At 48.2% G+C, this 17,197-nt stretch carries 13 protein-coding genes and 1 riboswitch; of the genes, 9 read left to right on the top strand and 4 right to left on the bottom strand.

All coding sequences use genetic code 11. The features are described 5' to 3' along the window. Positions 1–7 precede the first annotated feature (7 nt). Both L2744_RS01865 and metH read right to left on the bottom strand, forming a co-directional pair. Positions 8–286 (bottom strand): DNA polymerase III subunit epsilon, encoded by a 279-nt coding sequence (locus L2744_RS01865; protein WP_248990450.1) that lies wholly within the window; start codon positions 284–286, stop codon positions 8–10. A gap of 818 nt (positions 287–1,104) precedes the next feature. Continuing rightward, positions 1,105–4,839 (bottom strand): methionine synthase, encoded by a 3,735-nt coding sequence (metH, locus tag L2744_RS01860; RefSeq protein WP_248990449.1) that lies wholly within the window; start codon positions 4,837–4,839, stop codon positions 1,105–1,107. 264 nt (positions 4,840–5,103) lie between these two features. Here metH and L2744_RS01855 point away from each other — a divergent pair, with 264 nt between their 5' ends. From L2744_RS01855 to L2744_RS01815, 9 genes are all read left to right on the top strand, one after another. Then, positions 5,104–5,841 carry a histidine phosphatase family protein gene (locus L2744_RS01855; protein WP_248990448.1) on the top strand — a complete coding sequence of 246 codons (738 nt, stop codon included), beginning with the start codon at positions 5,104–5,106 and terminating at the stop codon, positions 5,839–5,841. Positions 5,842–6,010: 169 nt separating this feature from the next. Continuing rightward, positions 6,011–6,181, top strand: a riboswitch (cobalamin riboswitch). A 103-nt stretch (positions 6,182–6,284) separates the two neighbouring features. Next, a complete protein-coding gene (locus tag L2744_RS01850) occupies positions 6,285–7,163 on the top strand; it encodes an ABC transporter ATP-binding protein (RefSeq protein WP_248990488.1) in 879 nt (292 codons plus the stop codon). Beyond that, entirely contained in the window at positions 7,163–8,305 is a 1,143-nt protein-coding gene (locus L2744_RS01845) for a FecCD family ABC transporter permease (RefSeq protein ID WP_248990447.1), read from the top strand. Before L2744_RS01850 ends, L2744_RS01845 begins: the two co-directional genes overlap by 1 nt. Before the next feature lie 66 nt (positions 8,306–8,371). Then, positions 8,372–9,424, top strand: a complete 1,053-nt coding sequence (gene cobT / locus L2744_RS01840) for a nicotinate-nucleotide--dimethylbenzimidazole phosphoribosyltransferase (RefSeq protein ID WP_248990446.1) — start codon at positions 8,372–8,374, stop codon at positions 9,422–9,424. 93 nt (positions 9,425–9,517) lie between these two features. Next, positions 9,518–10,306, top strand: coding sequence for an adenosylcobinamide-GDP ribazoletransferase (locus tag L2744_RS01835; protein ID WP_248990445.1), 789 nt, complete (start codon positions 9,518–9,520; stop codon positions 10,304–10,306). After that, complete coding sequence (gene cobU / locus L2744_RS01830) at positions 10,303–10,914, top strand: bifunctional adenosylcobinamide kinase/adenosylcobinamide-phosphate guanylyltransferase (protein WP_248990444.1); 612 nt, start codon at positions 10,303–10,305, stop codon at positions 10,912–10,914. Before L2744_RS01835 ends, cobU begins: the two co-directional genes overlap by 4 nt. Before the next feature lie 511 nt (positions 10,915–11,425). Further along, positions 11,426–12,049 (top strand): cob(I)yrinic acid a,c-diamide adenosyltransferase, encoded by a 624-nt coding sequence (gene cobO / locus L2744_RS01825; RefSeq protein ID WP_248990443.1) that lies wholly within the window; start codon positions 11,426–11,428, stop codon positions 12,047–12,049. A gap of 176 nt (positions 12,050–12,225) precedes the next feature. Next, on the top strand, positions 12,226–13,263 hold the full coding sequence (locus L2744_RS01820) for a T6SS phospholipase effector Tle1-like catalytic domain-containing protein (RefSeq protein WP_248990442.1): 1,038 nt from the start codon (positions 12,226–12,228) through the stop codon (positions 13,261–13,263). A gap of 15 nt (positions 13,264–13,278) precedes the next feature. Continuing rightward, positions 13,279–14,106 (top strand): cobalamin-binding protein, encoded by an 828-nt coding sequence (locus tag L2744_RS01815; RefSeq protein WP_248990441.1) that lies wholly within the window; start codon positions 13,279–13,281, stop codon positions 14,104–14,106. 62 nt (positions 14,107–14,168) lie between these two features. On the opposite strand, the gene L2744_RS01810 is transcribed toward L2744_RS01815, so the two are convergent. Next, positions 14,169–15,560: an NAD-dependent succinate-semialdehyde dehydrogenase gene (locus L2744_RS01810; RefSeq protein WP_248990440.1), complete on the bottom strand. Its 1,392-nt coding sequence runs from the start codon at positions 15,558–15,560 to the stop codon at positions 14,169–14,171. A 211-nt stretch (positions 15,561–15,771) separates the two neighbouring features. Then, positions 15,772–16,890, bottom strand: a complete 1,119-nt coding sequence (locus L2744_RS01805) for a glycerol dehydrogenase (protein WP_248990439.1) — start codon at positions 16,888–16,890, stop codon at positions 15,772–15,774. Between the last annotated feature and the right edge of the window lie 307 nt (positions 16,891–17,197).

Below are 17,197 nucleotides of genomic sequence, written 5' to 3'. Positions count from 1 at the left end.
TGAGAAGTTACTCTTCTGTATCAGTAAATGCGGCTTCGACTTTATCTAACTCTTGCTCGGTTTTAAGCTGAAACGCTTGCTGCTTTTTAAGTTTGGCTTCTTCTTCAAGTGCGGCTTCTCTTTGTTTAAATTCGTGTCTTTCTGGTTTAGTCAGAAACTTAAACGCGAGCTTGTTGCCCAGTACGTAGGCGACGACGTCTTCACCTTTTGTGCGGCGTTCATCGACGCGTTGTGAAAAACGGGCGTTATCGCGGGCTTTACGTTCTTCGGCATTTAACTTGCTCATATCTTTTCTCTGCATTTAGTTAATCACGGTAGTGTTCCACTACGCTCAGTTAAACAAATGAGTTGTATTGCACATTCATAAAGCTGATTGGGCGGGATTCTAACATAAGCTAGCCCGAAACAAGCGCAGTAAAGTATACCTAACCAAAACATGCTTTAAGTTGGCACGCTTGGATATTGAACTATGGTCAAGCTAAGAAAAAAGATGGGACAGGTAAAAACTCTTTTTAAAATGAACTGGCAACGCCTAAGCTACAGGAATAGACCAATCCCCTGCGAAGCTAGTCACTAATGCCTGTAACTTCGCGAGGGTGAATGCTGCCTAGCAGCGTTACGAGCGAGGATTTAATGAGACACCCATTATTAAATTGGCTAAAAGATAGGAAACGCATAACTCTTTCAATGCGAAAAGTTCACTTTAATGCCACAGAAGTTCACCCAACCCCTGCGAAGTTGCCGCGGGGTGTTGGAATAAATTGCGTGAGTCTCGGCATGGATGCCGAGCTAGCTTTCGCAGGTACAGGGACGTTGCCTTCGGAAGCGATAGCAATTTATCCATAAGACCAAGGCCAGTCTCTAATGCATGTAACTTCGCTAGGGGCGGCAAGGGGAGATGCAAGAGGGGGATTGCTGTTGATCCCCTTCTTGCCCTGGTGTGGAATGGAATTCCACGACTTTGATTTTTATTTTGATTTTAAAGTTAGACATTAAAACCAAAAATAAGGGGCTTCGATTCAGCCCCTTAATTCCACGTTTTGCCTAATTCCCCAAGTGAAACTTGGGCATTAACGAGTACAAATGACTACTCTGGGTCACTCTCTATTCAGGATCATAATCCAACACTGGCGCCAGCCACTTCTCCGTCTCTGCGACAGTCATCCCTTTACGCTTGGCATAATCTTCCACTTGATCGCGGCCTATGTTACTCACGCCAAAGTAGCGCGATTTCGGGTGGGCGAAATACCAGCCCGATACGGCCGCTGTGGGGAACATGGCGTAGCTTTCGGTGATGTTCAAGTCGATGGTTTCATCGGGCTTGAGCAAGTCCCATAACAAGCCTTTTTCTGTGTGGTCTGGGCAAGCTGGGTAGCCCGGTGCGGGGCGTATGCCTTTGTATTTCTCGCGGATTAAGGCTTCGTTACTTAACTGCTCGTCGGCTGCATAACCCCAAAACTCTTTACGTACCCGTTCGTGCATCCGCTCGGCAAAGGCTTCGGCTAAACGGTCGGCTAAGCATTTGAGCATGATGGCGTTGTAGTCGTCGTGGTTGGCTTCAAAACGTGCCACATGTTCGTCTATGCCATGGCCTGTGGTCACCGCAAAGCCGCCCATGTAATCGGCGACGCCTGAGTCTTTTGGCGCAACAAAGTCGGATAGGCAGAAGTTATCGTTGCCAACACGCTCAAGCTGCATCCGCAGGTGATGTGTGGTCATTTCGACTGTGGTGCGCGACTCATCGGTATACAGCTCAATGTCGTCGCAATTGACGGTATTGGCAGGGAATAAGCCGATAACCGCTTTCGCCGTGAGCCATTTTTCTTCGATGATTTGCTTGAGCATGGCCTGACCATCGGCGAACAGCTTTTGCGCCTCTTCACCGACGACTTTATCGGTGAGGATTTCGGGGTAATGGCCATGTAATTCCCACGAGCGGAAAAACGGTGTCCAGTCGATACGCTCGACTAAGTCTTCTAATGGATAATTATCAAATACTTGGCGACCGAGCACGTTTGGCGTAAACGGGGTATAGTTGGCCCAATCGTGTTGGCAGCGGTTATCACGGGCCGCTTCGAGTGACACTATCTCTTTGCGCTTGGCTTGGGATAGACGCTTAGTGCGCATATCGTCGTATTCGGCATAGGTTTCGTCGATTGTCGCTTGGCGAGTCTCGTTGTTGATGAGTTTACTTACCATAGGCACGGCGCGGGACGCATCGGCGATATAAATGGCGCCATGGGGATAATGGGGCGCAATCTTCACCGCTGTGTGGATTTTAGAGCAAGTGGCACCGCCGATAATCGCCGGAATGGTTAAGCCTTCGCGGTGGAAGGTTTTCACGTTATGCACCATCTCGTCCAGACTCGGCGTGATGAGGCCCGACATGCCGATGATATCGATATTGTGTTCTTTCACCGCGTCGAGAATTCGCTCCACCGACACCATTACACCTAAATCGAATACCTCAAAACCGTTACAGGCGAGCACCACGCCGACGATATTCTTGCCGATATCGTGCACGTCACCTTTTACTGTCACCATCAAGATCTTGCCGTTAGATTGGCCTTCGACCTTTTCCAGCTCGATATAGGGGTTTAAGTAAGCCACGGCTTTTTTCATTACCCGCGCGGATTTTACCACCTGCGGCAGGAACATCTTGCCCGAGCCGAACAAGTCGCCGACCACGTTCATGCCGTCCATCAAGGCGCCTTCAATCACATCCAGCGGACGTTTCGCTTCTTGGCGAGCGGCTTCGGTATCTTCATCGATAAATTCGGTAATGCCTTTGACGAGCGCATGGGATAAGCGTTGGCTCACCGGCCAGCTGCGCCATTCTAAATCTTCTTTCTTGCCCACCTGCGCGCCATCACCGCGGAATTTCTCTGCGATTTCAAGTAACTGCTCGGTATTGCTTGAGCCTTCAACTGGACAGGGCAAGTTAAGCACCACGTTTTCGACCCGCACTTTAAGTTCAGGATCGATATCGTCGTAAATGGCTAACTGACCCGCGTTGACAATGCCCATGTCCATGCCGACTTTGATGGCGTGGTACAGGAACACCGCGTGAATCGCCTCGCGCACTGGGTTGTTACCGCGGAACGAGAACGACACGTTCGATACGCCGCCCGAAATCATCGCGTGGGGCAGGGTGGCTTTAATCGCTTTAATGGCATCAATAAAATCGACGGCATAATTGTCGTGTTCATCAATCCCCGTGGCGATAGCGAAAATGTTCGGGTCGAAGATGATGTCTTCGGGTGGAAAGCCGACCTTATCGACCAGCACCCGATAGGCGCGGGTACAGATTTCGATTTTACGCGCCTTAGTATCGGCCTGACCTTGCTCGTCGAATGCCATGATAATGGCCGCCGCGCCGTAGCGTTTCACTAAGGTGGCTTGCTCGATAAACTTGGCTTCGCCTTCTTTGAGGGAAATCGAGTTAACTATGCCCTTGCCTTGAATACATTTGAGGCCAGCTTCGATCACTTCCCATTTAGAGGAGTCGATCATAATAGGTACGCGGCTGATGTCGGGCTCAGAGGCAATCAAGTTTAAAAACTTGTGCATGATTTCCACGCCATCGAGCATGCCTTCGTCCATGTTGATATCGATGATCTGTGCGCCGCTTTCGACCTGCTCGCGGGCGACATCGAGCGCCTGCTCAAACTTGCCTTCTTTAATCAGCTTTAAAAATTTGGCCGAGCCTGTGACGTTGGTGCGTTCACCCACGTTAACGAACAGGGATTGGGCGTCGATAGTCAGTGGTTCCAAACCTGCCAAGCGGCAAGCTACCGGAATGTCTGGCAAAATACGCGGATCGTGACGGCTCACCGCTTCGCGGATCACGCGGATATGTTCAGGCGTACTACCACAGCAACCACCGATAATATTGAGCATGCCTTCGCGCGCCCAATCTTCGATCACGTTCGCCATGTCCTCTGGGGTTTCATCGTAACCGCCAAACTCGTTCGGCAGGCCTGCATTCGGATGCGCCGACACATAACACTCACTGATGCGGGATAATTCTTCCACATAGGTGCGCAATTCTTTTGGCCCAAGTGCACAGTTAAGACCGATAGATAAGGGCTTGATATGGCGAAGGGAATTGTAAAAGGCTTCGGTCGTTTGGCCAGTAAGTGTGCGACCAGAGGCATCGGTAATGGTGCCCGAAATCATGATCGGCAATCTGTCTTTAGAATGCTGACCGAATAAGTCATCGAATACGGATTCAATCGCAAACAGCGCGGCCTTGGCGTTTAAGGTATCGAATATGGTCTCGACCATAATGATATCCGCGCCGCCCTCAATCAGCGCCTTAGTGGATTCTTTGTAAGCAGTCACTAACTCATCGAAGCTGACGTTGCGATAGCCTGGGTCGTTCACATCTGGGCTAATCGAGCATGTGCGGTTAGTGGGGCCTAACACACCGGCGACGTAGCGTGGAATGCCCGTAGCAGCAAAGGCTTCATCACAGGCTTCACGGGCGAGGCGCGCGCCGACTAAGTTAATTTCGGCGGACAGCGACTGCATGTCGTAGTCGGCCATGGCGATAGTAGTAGCGTTAAAAGTGTTGGTTTCAATGATGTCGGCACCGGCGTTTAAGTAGTCGGTGTGAATTTGCTTGATGATCTGCGGCTGCGACAAAACCAAGAGGTCGTTGTTGCCTTTAACATCCGTGTGCCAATCTTTAAAGCGTTCGCCGCGATAATCCTCTTCTTCCAGCTTGTAGCCTTGGATCATAGTGCCCATGGCACCGTCTAAGATCAGAATGCGCTCTGCAAGCTGTTTGCGTATGTCTGCCAATATCTGGCCGGCTTTTTTCGAGGGTATCGCCATAAATAGTTACCTTTACAACTGCTAAGTTAAGTCCAAAAGTAGTCAACTTTTATGTGGATCGCATTTTATTCTAGATGCTGACATTTTGTTTTAGACATTTAAACGTATAGACGTCCATAATACGCGACATAGGTTTGTCAGGGCAAGGTCAAAGTTGGCCGTGTAGAGACTTAGGCCCTGAGGCATTATGGTGATTCTTATTAGCGCAGTCGATGGGTGACTGGCTTGAATTGATTTTGGTGGGTTGATAGGTATTAGAGTGATATGAAGCAAGTACGAATATTGCTATTACGCCACGGTGAATGTGACGGCGGGGCGATTCTACGTGGGCGGGTCGATGTACCGTTAAGCGAAAAAGGTTGGCGGCAGATGTCGGCAGCCGTAAAAGCACAAGCCGCTGTATGCCATGGCATTTATAGCTCAACATCAAGGCGCTGCGCCGAGTTTGCAAAAACTTTTGCCGCAGAGCAATATGTGGCTTCACCCGTGGGTATTCAGCTCGACTCATCCAGTTTTACACCGTTAACTGCACAATTACTCGTTGAATTGCAGGAAGTGGATTTTGGTGACTGGGATGGTCGGCTACTCGACGAGCTTTATCATCAAGATGGCGAACGGCTTGCGACCTATTGGCAAAATCCATGGCAAATGTCACCGCCTAATGGTGAATCGATGGCGAGTTTTGAAACGAGGATTAATACCGCAATCGATGGGATTGTAGATCAAGAGTTTGCAAAGGTGGCGCAGGATATTGAGCTTGTCCATGGTGAGGTAAATACCGCAAAATCTGCCACTCATATTTGGATTGTGACCCACGGTGGGGTGATCCGTCATCTAATGGCCCGTGCCCTTGGGGCTGTGCAAATGGTCGGTTTTTATAGTCAATTAACACTACCTGTGGCAGCAGTGGTCAGTATTAACGTGTTGGAGGATGAACAGGGTGAGCGTTACTGGCGGCTAGATTGGCCGAGTACTACGAGTGCTAATAGTGACTTATTATAATCTCGGCTTTTGTTAAAAGCAGCCGGCTTTATGGGTTAATTGCCATTGCCTAAAAAGCAATATATAGGATAATGCTTCTTTCTGACGTTCTTGCTAACTAGCGTATTAGCTGCCTAATTAGCTGAGAATGTCGCAGAAATAGGTGTTGGGAATGTGTGCTTGGATGCTTTTCACGGTTATTGATTTAGGTATATCAAGAACATATCAACCCATACATAATAGGGAATCGGGGAGCTGCCTGTCAGTCGGCCCGAACTGTACCCGCAACTGTGAGTAGTGAAAGAAGATCTAGAACCTTCTCCCTACAAGTCAGGAGACCTGCCTATTTCTGTTATCGCTGCGTGCAGCCTTAGTTCTCGAGCGGGTGACTCGAGGGAGCAGAATATGATAATCAGTACTACGCCTTTTGTAGTGGGAGCTTTGCTTAATTGAAGCCATTCCCGTTGCCACCTATTAAGCCATCAACCCCACATGCTGTGGAGCACAATACTGCACTCAATGTAAGTCATTTGAGTTGGGTGATTGATGGTAAAACCATCCTTTCCGATATTAACTTTGCGCTACCAAGTGGCCAAATGTTAGGCCTGATCGGCCCCAACGGTGCGGGTAAATCCAGTTTACTGCGCTGCATTTATCGGTTTGTGCGCCCAACGCAGGGCACTATTACCCTTTTTAATCAGAATATTGATCTGTTATCGCCCAAGGCTTTTGCCTGTCGGGTTGCCGTTGTGCAGCAGGATACTCCCCATTATTTTGATATGACCACGGAGCAATTAGTCTCGATGGGATTAACGCCCCATAAGGGGATGTTCGATACTAATTCCAGTGGCGACAGTGTCAAAATCGCCAAGGCGCTGGAAAAGGTGGGTTTAGTTCATAAAGTGCATCAACAGTATGAACGGTTATCCGGTGGGGAAAAACAGCGGGCGCTTATTGCAAGAGCGATTGTCCAGCAGCCGCAGCTATTGATCCTCGACGAGCCGACCAATCACCTCGATGTGCGCTACCAAATTCAAATTCTTGAGTTAGTGCGTAGCCTTGGTATTAGTGTAATAGCGTCAATCCATGATCTTAATCTTGCCAGCGCCCTGTGTGACAGCTTGTTATTACTCGATAAGGGTGAAGTTTGCGCTATGGGGACACCCACAGAGGTGTTAACCGAGGCGCGAATTGGTGATGTGTTTGGTGTGTGTGCTCAAGTTTCTTCACATCCGCAACATAAAAAGCCCTTAATCAGTTATTTTTATGGTTATCAACATCAGGATGTTGATCAAGGGATTCTTATGCCTAATCACGATCTCAGCACCTTTAAGGGCAGTTGATGAAGGACACAAACCCCTCTTTATTTAAGTTACTTTTGGGGCGTATTTTGACACCGTTGACTAGACAGCAATGGTTTATTCTTGGATTGGTCATATTGGCCCTTATCACGCCGATTGCAGCGGCAAGCTTTGGCGCGGCCAGTATTGGCTTTTTAGATGTGTTGCATATAGTTATCCGTAAACTAAGCCATATTTTTGGCCGTGCGGATGAAGTGAATGTCATGGCAGAACGCATCGTTATGGAGCTAAGGTTGCCGCGCATTTTACTGGCTTTTGTGGCGGGGGCGGGCTTGTCACTGGCTGGCAGTGTGTTGCAAACCGTGACTCGTAATCCGCTAGCCGACCCTTATTTGTTTGGCATTAGCTCAGGCGCCTCTTTCGGAGCGGTTGTGATGCTGACGATTTTTACCGGTTCTGGTTTATTTGAAAATCCGGAGTTAATCGCAAGCTCGGGAGTTTTTAGTGGCTCGGGTGCTTTTGCTGGCTTGTTGTGGTTTAGCTTACCCTTCGGCGCGTTTATTGGCGCCAGTTTGTCGGTACTGATAGTGCTTGCCTTGTCAGGCCTTGGGCTCAATAGTCAGGTAGAGCGTATGCTGCTCTCGGGGGTGGCGACGTCCTTTATGTTCGGTGCGTTAACGAGTCTGCTGTTGTATTTTGCCAGTCCCCTGGCCACGGCATCTGTGCTCTTTTGGAGTTTAGGGAGTTTCGCCAAGGCCAGTTGGTCGCTGCTGCTGTTACCGAGTTTAGTCATAGGCGTGAGTCTGGTGATTATTTTAGGCATGAAGCGCCAGATTATGGCATTGCAGGCGGGGGATGAAACCGCCCATACCTTAGGGGTGAATGTGCCTAAGCTGCGTTTAAATATGCTACTACTTTGCTCATTGATCACGGCGGTTTTAGTCGCCACCTGCGGTGGTATTGGCTTTGTGGGATTAATGATCCCCCATACAGTGCGCTTATTATTTCCTGGTCGTCAGTCAATATTACTCATCGCGCTGGTGGGCGGATTATTTATGGTGTGGATTGATGTACTCGCTCGCTGCCTACTCGGCAACCAAGAATTGCCCGTGGGGATTATCACCGCCGCTATCGGCAGTTTTTTCTTTTTGATTATTCTGCGTCGGCGAAAAGTGGCGATTTAATGCTTAAGGCGTATGGAAAATAGACGCCAGATGCGTCTTAGTAATGGATGAGTAACTGGAGAGTAAATGCCTTTGTCTGCCGTATCATTTCAAATTAGCCCTGTAAGTAAAACGCAGGATCAGCTAATTCAACAGAAGATTAATCTTAAAACTAAACCTCCAGGTGCCTTAGGGCAGCTTGAATCCTTAGCATTGCAAATCGCTCGGGTGCAAGGTGTGGATGAACCCAAAATAGTATACCCCACTATGTTAGTGTTTGCGGGGGACCATGGCATAGCAGCAGAAGGTATTTCCATTGCCCCGAGTGAAGTGACCCGCCAAATGGTACTTAATTTTGCCCATGGCGGTGCGGCGATTAACGTCTTTTGTCGGCAAGTGGGTTTTACGTTGGAAGTGATTGATTGCGGCATTTTAGAACCAGTCAGAGGTGTTGAAGCTATTATCGATCAACGTCTTGGCGCGGGTACTCGAGCGATTCATTTAGCGCCAGCGATGACGCTGGAAACTGTCGATAAAGGCTTTGCAATGGCGCGTGATCTGATTGAACGCCACCATCAAGCAGGCTGCAATCTGGTTGCCTTTGGTGAAATGGGTATAGGTAATACGTCTGCAGCCTCTGCCATTATGGCGGCGATAATGCAGCTTGATGTGGGTGATTGTGTTGGCCGCGGCACAGGAATAAATAGCGAAACCCTAGAGCGTAAGCTGATGCTGATCGAGTTGGCGCTATTGCAGCACCAAAGTGCCTTAACTGGGCCCAAAGAAGTATTGGCCTGCCTAGGAGGTTTTGAAATTGTGCAGATGACGGGCGCTATGTTAGCCGCCGCTGAGCGCAAAATGCTGGTCGTTGTGGACGGTTTTATCGCCACTGCAGCCGCGCTAGTCGCGGTAAAAATGGCTCCCAATGTACGTGATTATTTGCTTTTCGCCCATCAATCCGATGAGCAAGGCCATTTAAAAATGCTTGAATATTTACAGGCTAAACCTTTGTTATCTCTTGGCCTAAGATTAGGCGAGGGCACGGGGGCTGCTTTGGCTTTACCGCTTATTCAGGCTGCAGTAAATTTTTACAATCAAATGGCGAGTTTTAGTGATGCGGGGATTGAGGCTGTTGTATGATATGTCTCTAACTAGTTATTTTAAAAATAACTTTTTAGCCAACCGTTTTAATCTTAAACCTTGCAGCAAGTGTGGATTCACTAAGGATGCTTTATGTCAGAACGCGAAAGCTGGCACAAAGAAATAGATTTGTTTTTAGTTGCTATGGGCTATTTTACCCGCATCCCAATGCCTAAATGGGTTGAGGTTGATAGCGATAAGCTCAATAAGGCAAGCCGTTATTTTGGCTTAGTAGGTCTGTTAATTGGCCTATTAAGTGCCATTGTATTTTGGCTAACGCAGAACTGGTTACCCGCTGGGGTATCTGTGCTCTTAGCTATGTTAGTTGGGGTTTTGCTAACAGGCGGGTTCCATGAGGATGGGTTAGCCGATACTTTTGATGGTTTTGGTGGCGGTTGGACGGCAGAAGATAAACTTCGCATCATGAAGGATTCGCGTCTGGGTAGTTACGGCGCTATAGCCTTGATATTAGCGCTGTTGCTTAAATGGCAGCTATTAGTCGAGTTGGCGCTGTATGATCCCGTGGTGGCGGGCTCGGCGCTTATCGTTGCACATACCGTTAGCCGCGTGGTCGCTGCGAGTATTATCTTTACCGAAAAATATGTTCGCGACGATGAAACCAGCAAATCTAAGCCTTTGTCTCAGCATCAAGGCATTAATGAGCTGTTTATCCTGATCGCCAGCGGCGTGTTGGTGCTGTTATTCCTTAAGGGATTAGCTGCCCTATCACTGTTATTGGTGATGATCGGTCTGCGTCGTTTGATTGTGGTTGTTTTTAGACGTCAGATTGGTGGTTACACGGGTGATACTTTAGGTGCTGCTCAACAAATATGTGAGATTGTTTGTTATCTTGTGCTGCTTATTGTTGGAAGTATTCTGTGATCCATTTAGTCATAGGTGGCGCCCGTAGCGGTAAGAGCCGTTACGGTGAAGCCCTAGTGCGTCAATATACGGCGCTCGGGTTTGATGCTTGCTTTGTGGCAACGGCGCAGGCGCTGGATGCCGAAATGACTGAGCGTATAGCGAAACACCAAAAAGGCCGTTTAGATGATGGCATTACCTGGCAATTAATTGAAGAGCCCCTCGCCCTCACAACGCAATTGAAGCGCTTAGCCAAACCTGGGCGAGTGATTCTAGTGGATTGCTTAACCCTTTGGTTAACCAATCAATTACTCGCCTGTTATCCAGAACTAGATGAACCAACACCTACCGAGTGGAATTTTGCTGCAGATGTTGCTGCTAAAAAGGCGAGCATAGACCCACTTGCATATTGGCAAAGGGAGAAAGCCGATTTTGTGGATTCCCTTGCAGAGCTTGAAGGTGTGGTGATTTTGATCAGCAACGAGGTTGGTTCAGGCATAGTGCCTTTAGGCGAACTGAGCCGGCAATTTATCGACGAAGCTGGCTGGTTAAACCAAGCCGTGGCAGCCTTGGCTGACAATGTTACCCTAGTGGTCGCGGGTTTACCTTTAGCACTAAAACCGCTTTAGGTTTAATGGATTAGCTTAAAACGGCTTGGCATGAGTGTTTAGGGCTTAGCTTAGATGTTAATACCGCAAACTTAAGTAAGTCAGTAATCTATGCCTTATCCAAACATCGACAATACAACCTGCGCTAATGCACTCGATAATACACAAAGCACTCAGGTGAGCATTGCTCATTTGGCAAGCACTCATACTCGCGTGAAGGTATTGCAAGCCGCGGCTTGTCTCGAGCCCCATACTGCTTAAACCTAGCTCGGACACGGACGCGCAAATTATCGTTCACGGTAAAGCCCTGACGCCGCTGGAAGCCTCGGCCTTCTTTGGACCTAAATCTAAGGATTACAAGGCAATGGCGCTCAAAGCTGTCTTGAATCCTTCGAGCTTTTAGCCTATGTGTTAGCCGAGCATTTAGATATCCAAAAATGGCATGCCATCTTGGCTGATGAGATTTAAAACGTACTTTTTAGCCATTTTTTAGAATCATTTTTAGCATAAATAGAGTAGGCAAAGAGAAATAATGACAGCACAGAATGAGAACGAACAAGCGCAAATTAAGGCTGAACGCCACAAGGTGCGCCAACGGAAAGTGAAAGCCGGAGTGGATGCCAAAATTGCCGCCGCCCAAGAAGAAAAAGGCATACTGCTGGTATTAACCGGTAACGGCAAAGGCAAATCGACCTCAGGTTTTGGTACCGTTGCCCGCGCCGTTGGTCACGGTAAAAAAGCCGCCGTAGTGCAATTTATCAAAGGCACTTGGGAGTGCGGTGAGCGTAACTTACTCGAAAGCGCTGGGGTTGAGTTTCATGTGATGGGCACAGGTTTTACCTGGGAAACCCAAGATAAAGAAAAGGATACCGCTGCCGCATTGCTCGCATGGGAAGCCGCCGAAAAGTTGCTGCAGGATGAGTCCATAGATTGTCTGATGCTCGATGAGCTGACTTATATGGTGAGCTATCACTATCTGGATGTTGAACGCGTGCTGACCGCGCTTAAGCATCGTCCACCGATGCAGCATGTGATCATCACTGGCCGCGCTTGTCATCGCGCCATTATCGAATTAGCTGATACGGTCAGCGAGGTTCAATCGATAAAACATGCCTTTGAAGCCGGAATAAAAGCGCAGCCGGGGTTTGATTATTAACCTAGCTTTATAATACGGTACTAAAGAGGCTGAGTATCGAAGGTTGCGATTCGAAGTATCACTCGCCAATGGCTTTAGCCTGAGCATAAAATCCGTTAAGTTTTAGGGCTAGCAACTGGCAACTGGCAAGTTGCAAGTACAGGTTCAGTGTTCACATCATTCTCAAGGATGATCCTATGAATAAGCGTATTGTGATTTGTGCCGACGGCACTTGGAATCGGCCTGAGAAAGAGCTTAAGGTCGATTTCCCGACCAATGTGCTGCGCCTTGCACGGGCAATCAGTCCTGTTGCTAGCGATGGTAAACCCCAGCAGGTATTTTACGATTGGGGCATCGGTTCCTATTACGATGCGCTAATTGGTGGCGCGACAGGACGGGGCCTGCATAAAAACATCATGGATGGCTACCGTTATATAGTGCAAAATTATTCCCTCGGTGATGAGATTTATCTGTTTGGTTTTAGCCGCGGGGCTTACACAGTGCGCTGCCTATGCGGCCTGATCAATAATTGCGGCATACTCAAACGCCCCGATGCGGCGCTTATCCAACAAGCCTTCGACCATTACAAAAAAAGCAGTGCGCCCTTTGCGCCTGATGGCGAAAAATCCATTGAATTTAGAGCTCGTTACAGCCATGAGTCGCGGGAAATTAAATTTGTTGGTGTGTGGGATACCGTTGGTGCTATGGGTATTCCCATCTCATTTTTAGGTTTGTTCGAGGATAAAGACGAGTTTTACGATACTAAAATTGGTCGCAACGTGCTGGTTGCCCGCCATGCTTTGGCAATTGATGAACACCGCAGCGATTTTGAACCGACCATCTGGCAAGTGCGCGAAAATATGGATATGCAGCAGGTGTGGTTTGCTGGTGCCCATAGCAATATTGGTGGCAGCTATAAGCCCGATAATGACGGCTCTTTATTGTCGGACAATGCCCTGTTGTGGATGATGAATGAGGCGCAGAGATTCAATTTAAGCCTTGAACCGCATTTGGCGGCGAGTCTGCATCCTAACCCGCTCGCGACCTTGCATGATTCTCGGCGCAATTTTTACCGGGTAAAGCAAGCGTATTTACGGCCACTCGATCCCACTACGGTTCCCGTGTTGTTGCACCATTCAGTGAAGGTAAGGTGGGAGCAAGATCCCCAATATCGGCCTAAAAATCTTAAAGCCTATCTTGATCTCTATGGCTGGCCAACAAGGCTAATAAGTTAAACATTAAGGAATATTATGCGTAAACAAAGCGCGATAGGACTGTTCTTGGGACTTTGCATTTTTCTTCCCAATAGTCTGTCGGCCGAACCTGCTAAACGTATTATTGCGCTCTCGCCCCATGCGGTTGAAATGCTGTATGCCATAGGTGCGGGTGATACGATTGTCGCCACGACCGATTATGCGGATTATCCCGAAGCAGCAAAAAAGATCCCACGTATCGGCGGTTTCTATGGCATTCAAATGGAGCGGGTTTTAGAGCTTAACCCTGATCTTATTGTGGTCTGGGATTCGGGTAATAAAGCAGAAGATATCAATCAGCTTAGGGCGTTGGGGTTTAATCTCTATGGCAGTGATCCCAAAACCTTAGAAGGGGTTGCCAAGGAGCTTGAAGCATTAGGTCAATTAACCGGGCATGTTGAAAAAGCCAATAATGCGGCTGCAGCATACCGCGCTGAACTAAATCGTTTACGCAGTGAAAATGCGAGTAAATCAGAGCCTAAGGTGTTTTATCAACTCTGGTCGACCCCTTTAATGACGGTATCTAAAAACAGTTGGATCCAGCAAATTATTAGCGTGTGCCACGGGCAAAACGTATTTTATGATGCCGATAGCGATTATCCGCAGGTGAGTTTAGAAAATGTGTTACTCACTTTGCCTGAGGTGATTTTGCAAAGTGAAGAGGAAGGCAATGTGAAAGGCGTTAATTGGAGCCAATGGCCAGAAATTCCGGCGGTTAAAAAACAGCATATTTTTCAAATCAATGCCGATTTATTGCACCGTGCCACTCCCCGAGCCTTACTGGGCGTTAAGGCTTTATGTGATGCATTGGATAAAGCGCGCTAAATAAAAAAGCCTGACAGAGGACTCCGTCAGGCTTTTGTCAGATCTCGCTATTTTCTAAGGCATTAGAAAGGCGCGTTGATATCAACCACATTAATCAGTTTGTGGTTTACAAACTCTTTTAATCCCAAATCGATCAACTCGCGGCCATAACCTGAGCGGCGAACTCCGCCAAAGGGCAGGTCAGCCTTCACCATAGTCGGATGATTGACGAACATCATGCCAGTGGAAACCTGATTAGCCACAGCGATACCGCGTTTGTTATCGGCAGTAAACACTGAGCCACCAAGGCCAAAGGGCGAGTCATTAGCGATGGCAATCGCCTCTTGCTCATCCTTAACTTTATGGATTGTGGATACAGGGCCGAAAAATTCCCAATAGTAGGCTGGGTTATCTGGCATCACATTGGTGAGTATTGTTGGCTGCACAAAGGCACCTTGCTGTGGCACTTTAGGGCCAACTTCGGTGGCGGTCGCACCGTGTTTTACTGCATCACGGATCTTCTGTTTCAGCTCATCGGCGGCGCCTTGGGAAGAAAGTGGTGCTAACGTTGTGGCTGGATCCATAGGATCGCCCGCTTTGAGCGCCTCGACACCCTTGATATAGCCTTCCATAAATTGATCATAAATAGCTTCAACCAAGATCATCCGCTTGGACGATGTGCAGACCTGACCCGCATTCCAGTGACGGCCAAATACGGCCCAGTCGATGGTTTTTAATAGCTCGGCATCTTCCAGTACGATAAAGGCATCTGCTCCCCCCAGTTCTAGGGTCGATTTTTTCAGTGCCTTACCGGCTTGAGCTGCAATAATCGATCCCGCATCTTCTGATCCAGTGAGGGCAACTCCATGCACTTTGGGTGAACTGATGATCTGCTCTACCTGATCTCGAGTCGCATACAGGTTCTGGAAGGCACCCAAGGGCAGTCCAGCTTCCTTCATCAGGCCTTCAAAGGCGGCAGCACACTGGGGCACGTTGGAAGCATGTTTCAGCAGTAGGGTATTTCCGGCTGAAAGCTGTGGTGCCAAAATACGTGCAATCTGATAGTAGGGGAAGTTCCAAGGTTCGATGGCAAGTAATACGCCTAGGGGTTCGTTAACCAGTATTGCTTCGCCCTCGGCGGGATCGGTAACCGGGAGTTTTTGTGGTGCCAGCATTCGCTCGGCATGTTCGACGTAGTATTCAAAAATCTGCGCCGATAGCTCTACTTCAGCCTCAGCTTCAGCGATAACTTTGCCCATTTCTAACGTCAGCAATTTGGCATATTTGCGCTTGTTGTCTCTGAGAATTGTGGCGGCCCGAGACAGTATTGCGGCTTTTTCTGCAAAGGGAGTGATCCGCCAGCTTAAAAAAGCCTGATGGGCAGCTTCTATCGCCTGTGTTACTTCGGTATCTGTCGCATTTGGAAATTCTTTGATGAGCTCTCCCGTAAAGGGATTAGTCGTTGCATAAGCCATATGTTCCTCCAAGCGTTCAACTAATAGATATTAATGCCAACTCTTGGCATCGGGGCAGAAAATGTTCAGTTTGTAGTGGGATCCTTGCCATGTAAGAATGGCAAGGGATAAAACGCTGTTTCTTAAATTGTCTACTGCATAAATAGGTCAATAACATCAAAGCGATGCTTAAATGACCTGTGCAACATGCGCTTTCTATTGTCAGTGCTTGCTAGCCAGCTTCGGTGTTCTTGTAGCGCTCTGCCATCGCATTGGCGGCTATCATGGCTTGATAGACATCATCGGCGGTTAACTTCATTGGCATATTGCCCATAGTGTCACCTTCCGCGCAGGCAATTTCGGCCACTTTGCGCCATTCTTCCTCGATAAAGGTTTTCAGTCCTAAATCTGCGAGAGTGAGCGGCAGTCCAGCCGTTTTGATGATACGGATAACGTTATCGATCTCGGCTTTCGGGGCATTTTCCAACACTAGTTGAGTCAATAAACCAAAGACCACTTTCTCGCCGTGTTGAGCGCGGTGCAAGTCAGCAACTGCCGACATACCATTGTTCACAGCATGGGCGGCGGCTAATCCACCGGCCTCAGCCCCAACACCACTGAGATATATGGTGGCTTCAATGGTCTGTTCCAGTGCTGGCGTGACTATGTTGTTTTTAACGGCGTCCATAGCGGCTTCAACATTTTCAGTCAGTAATTGATAGCAAAGTTGGGCCAATCCCAGTCCTGTGCGGGAAGGCTTTTTCAGGACTAGGTTGACGCCATCCGATTGATAGCAGGCGCGAGCTTCAAAATAGGTTGCCAGTGCATCGCCGATACCCGCCGCAAAAAATCGGGCCGGAGCCGCGGCAATAATGGCAGTGTCGGCGATAACAGCGTCTGGATTCTGTGGTAGAAACAGATAGCGTTCAAACTCGCCTGTTTCGGAATAGATCACTGCAAGTGCAGTGCATGGGGCATCTGTCGAGGCAATAGTCGGGTAGAGCACGACGGGTTGTTTTTGATAAAAGGCGACCGCTTTGGCGGCATCTAAGGTTTTACCACCGCCAACTCCAACAATCACGTTAGCATTATGTTCTTCTGCCAGCCCACCGAGGCGCTTGATCTCGGCTTCACTGCATTCATAGTTGAATTTTTCAACATGACTGCTGATTTTCTTTTTATCTAGCCCAGCGATAGCTTCATTCTCGACTCGGCTGAGGATAAATTCATCGCAGATGATAAAAGCGTTATCGCCAAAGTCATGAACATAATCATGCATTTGAGCCAACAAGCCCTTGCCAATAACGAATTTTTTGGGGGAAGTGACGGTGCGTGGAACGACAGTGCTCATAGAGCCTCCTTGGCGCTGATGACGGGTTATCCTTTCAATCTGACTCTAGCATACACCCTATTCAATGTCTCAGACTAAGTGTCGATAATATTTTTATTTTGCAGTGTAAATTACTGCTTTATCGTTTAGTTTTGAATGTAACATCTTATTTTTATGTTTGTAACGTTATTAATGGCTGGTGGGTTTTGTGCGGCAACCTCGGCGAGGCTTCAACATGCCTTTGAATTTCTGTTGATTTTTGGCATTTACAGGAATGCACAGTTCCCTCGGCGACGTTATCGAAATTCATAGGTAAAAATGCTGTGGT

It is taken from the genome of Shewanella profunda, assembly GCF_023283765.1.
In the GTDB taxonomy this organism is placed as follows: Bacteria; Pseudomonadota; Gammaproteobacteria; order Enterobacterales; family Shewanellaceae; genus Shewanella; species Shewanella profunda.
The sequence above is the reverse complement of the archived record's forward strand: the minus strand, read 5'-3'. Positions and strand labels throughout refer to the sequence as shown.

Bases quoted from the DNA above. Each gene is read 5' to 3' on its own strand.
- L2744_RS01820 (WP_248990442.1), top strand. From the start codon at position 12,226: ATGAATAAGCGTATTGTGATTTGTGCCGACGGCACTTGGAATCGGCCT.
- L2744_RS01815 (WP_248990441.1), top strand. From the start codon at position 13,279: ATGCGTAAACAAAGCGCGATAGGACTGTTCTTGGGACTTTGCATTTTT.
- L2744_RS01810 (WP_248990440.1), bottom strand. From the start codon at position 15,560: ATGGCTTATGCAACGACTAATCCCTTTACGGGAGAGCTCATCAAAGAA.
- cobO (WP_248990443.1), top strand. From the start codon at position 11,426: ATGACAGCACAGAATGAGAACGAACAAGCGCAAATTAAGGCTGAACGC.
- L2744_RS01805 (WP_248990439.1), bottom strand. From the start codon at position 16,890: ATGAGCACTGTCGTTCCACGCACCGTCACTTCCCCCAAAAAATTCGTT.
- cobT (WP_248990446.1), top strand. From the start codon at position 8,372: ATGCCTTTGTCTGCCGTATCATTTCAAATTAGCCCTGTAAGTAAAACG.
- metH (WP_248990449.1), bottom strand. From the start codon at position 4,839: ATGGCGATACCCTCGAAAAAAGCCGGCCAGATATTGGCAGACATACGC.
- L2744_RS01865 (WP_248990450.1), bottom strand. From the start codon at position 286: ATGAGCAAGTTAAATGCCGAAGAACGTAAAGCCCGCGATAACGCCCGT.
- L2744_RS01855 (WP_248990448.1), top strand. From the start codon at position 5,104: ATGAAGCAAGTACGAATATTGCTATTACGCCACGGTGAATGTGACGGC.
- L2744_RS01835 (WP_248990445.1), top strand. From the start codon at position 9,518: ATGTCAGAACGCGAAAGCTGGCACAAAGAAATAGATTTGTTTTTAGTT.
- L2744_RS01845 (WP_248990447.1), top strand. From the start codon at position 7,163: ATGAAGGACACAAACCCCTCTTTATTTAAGTTACTTTTGGGGCGTATT.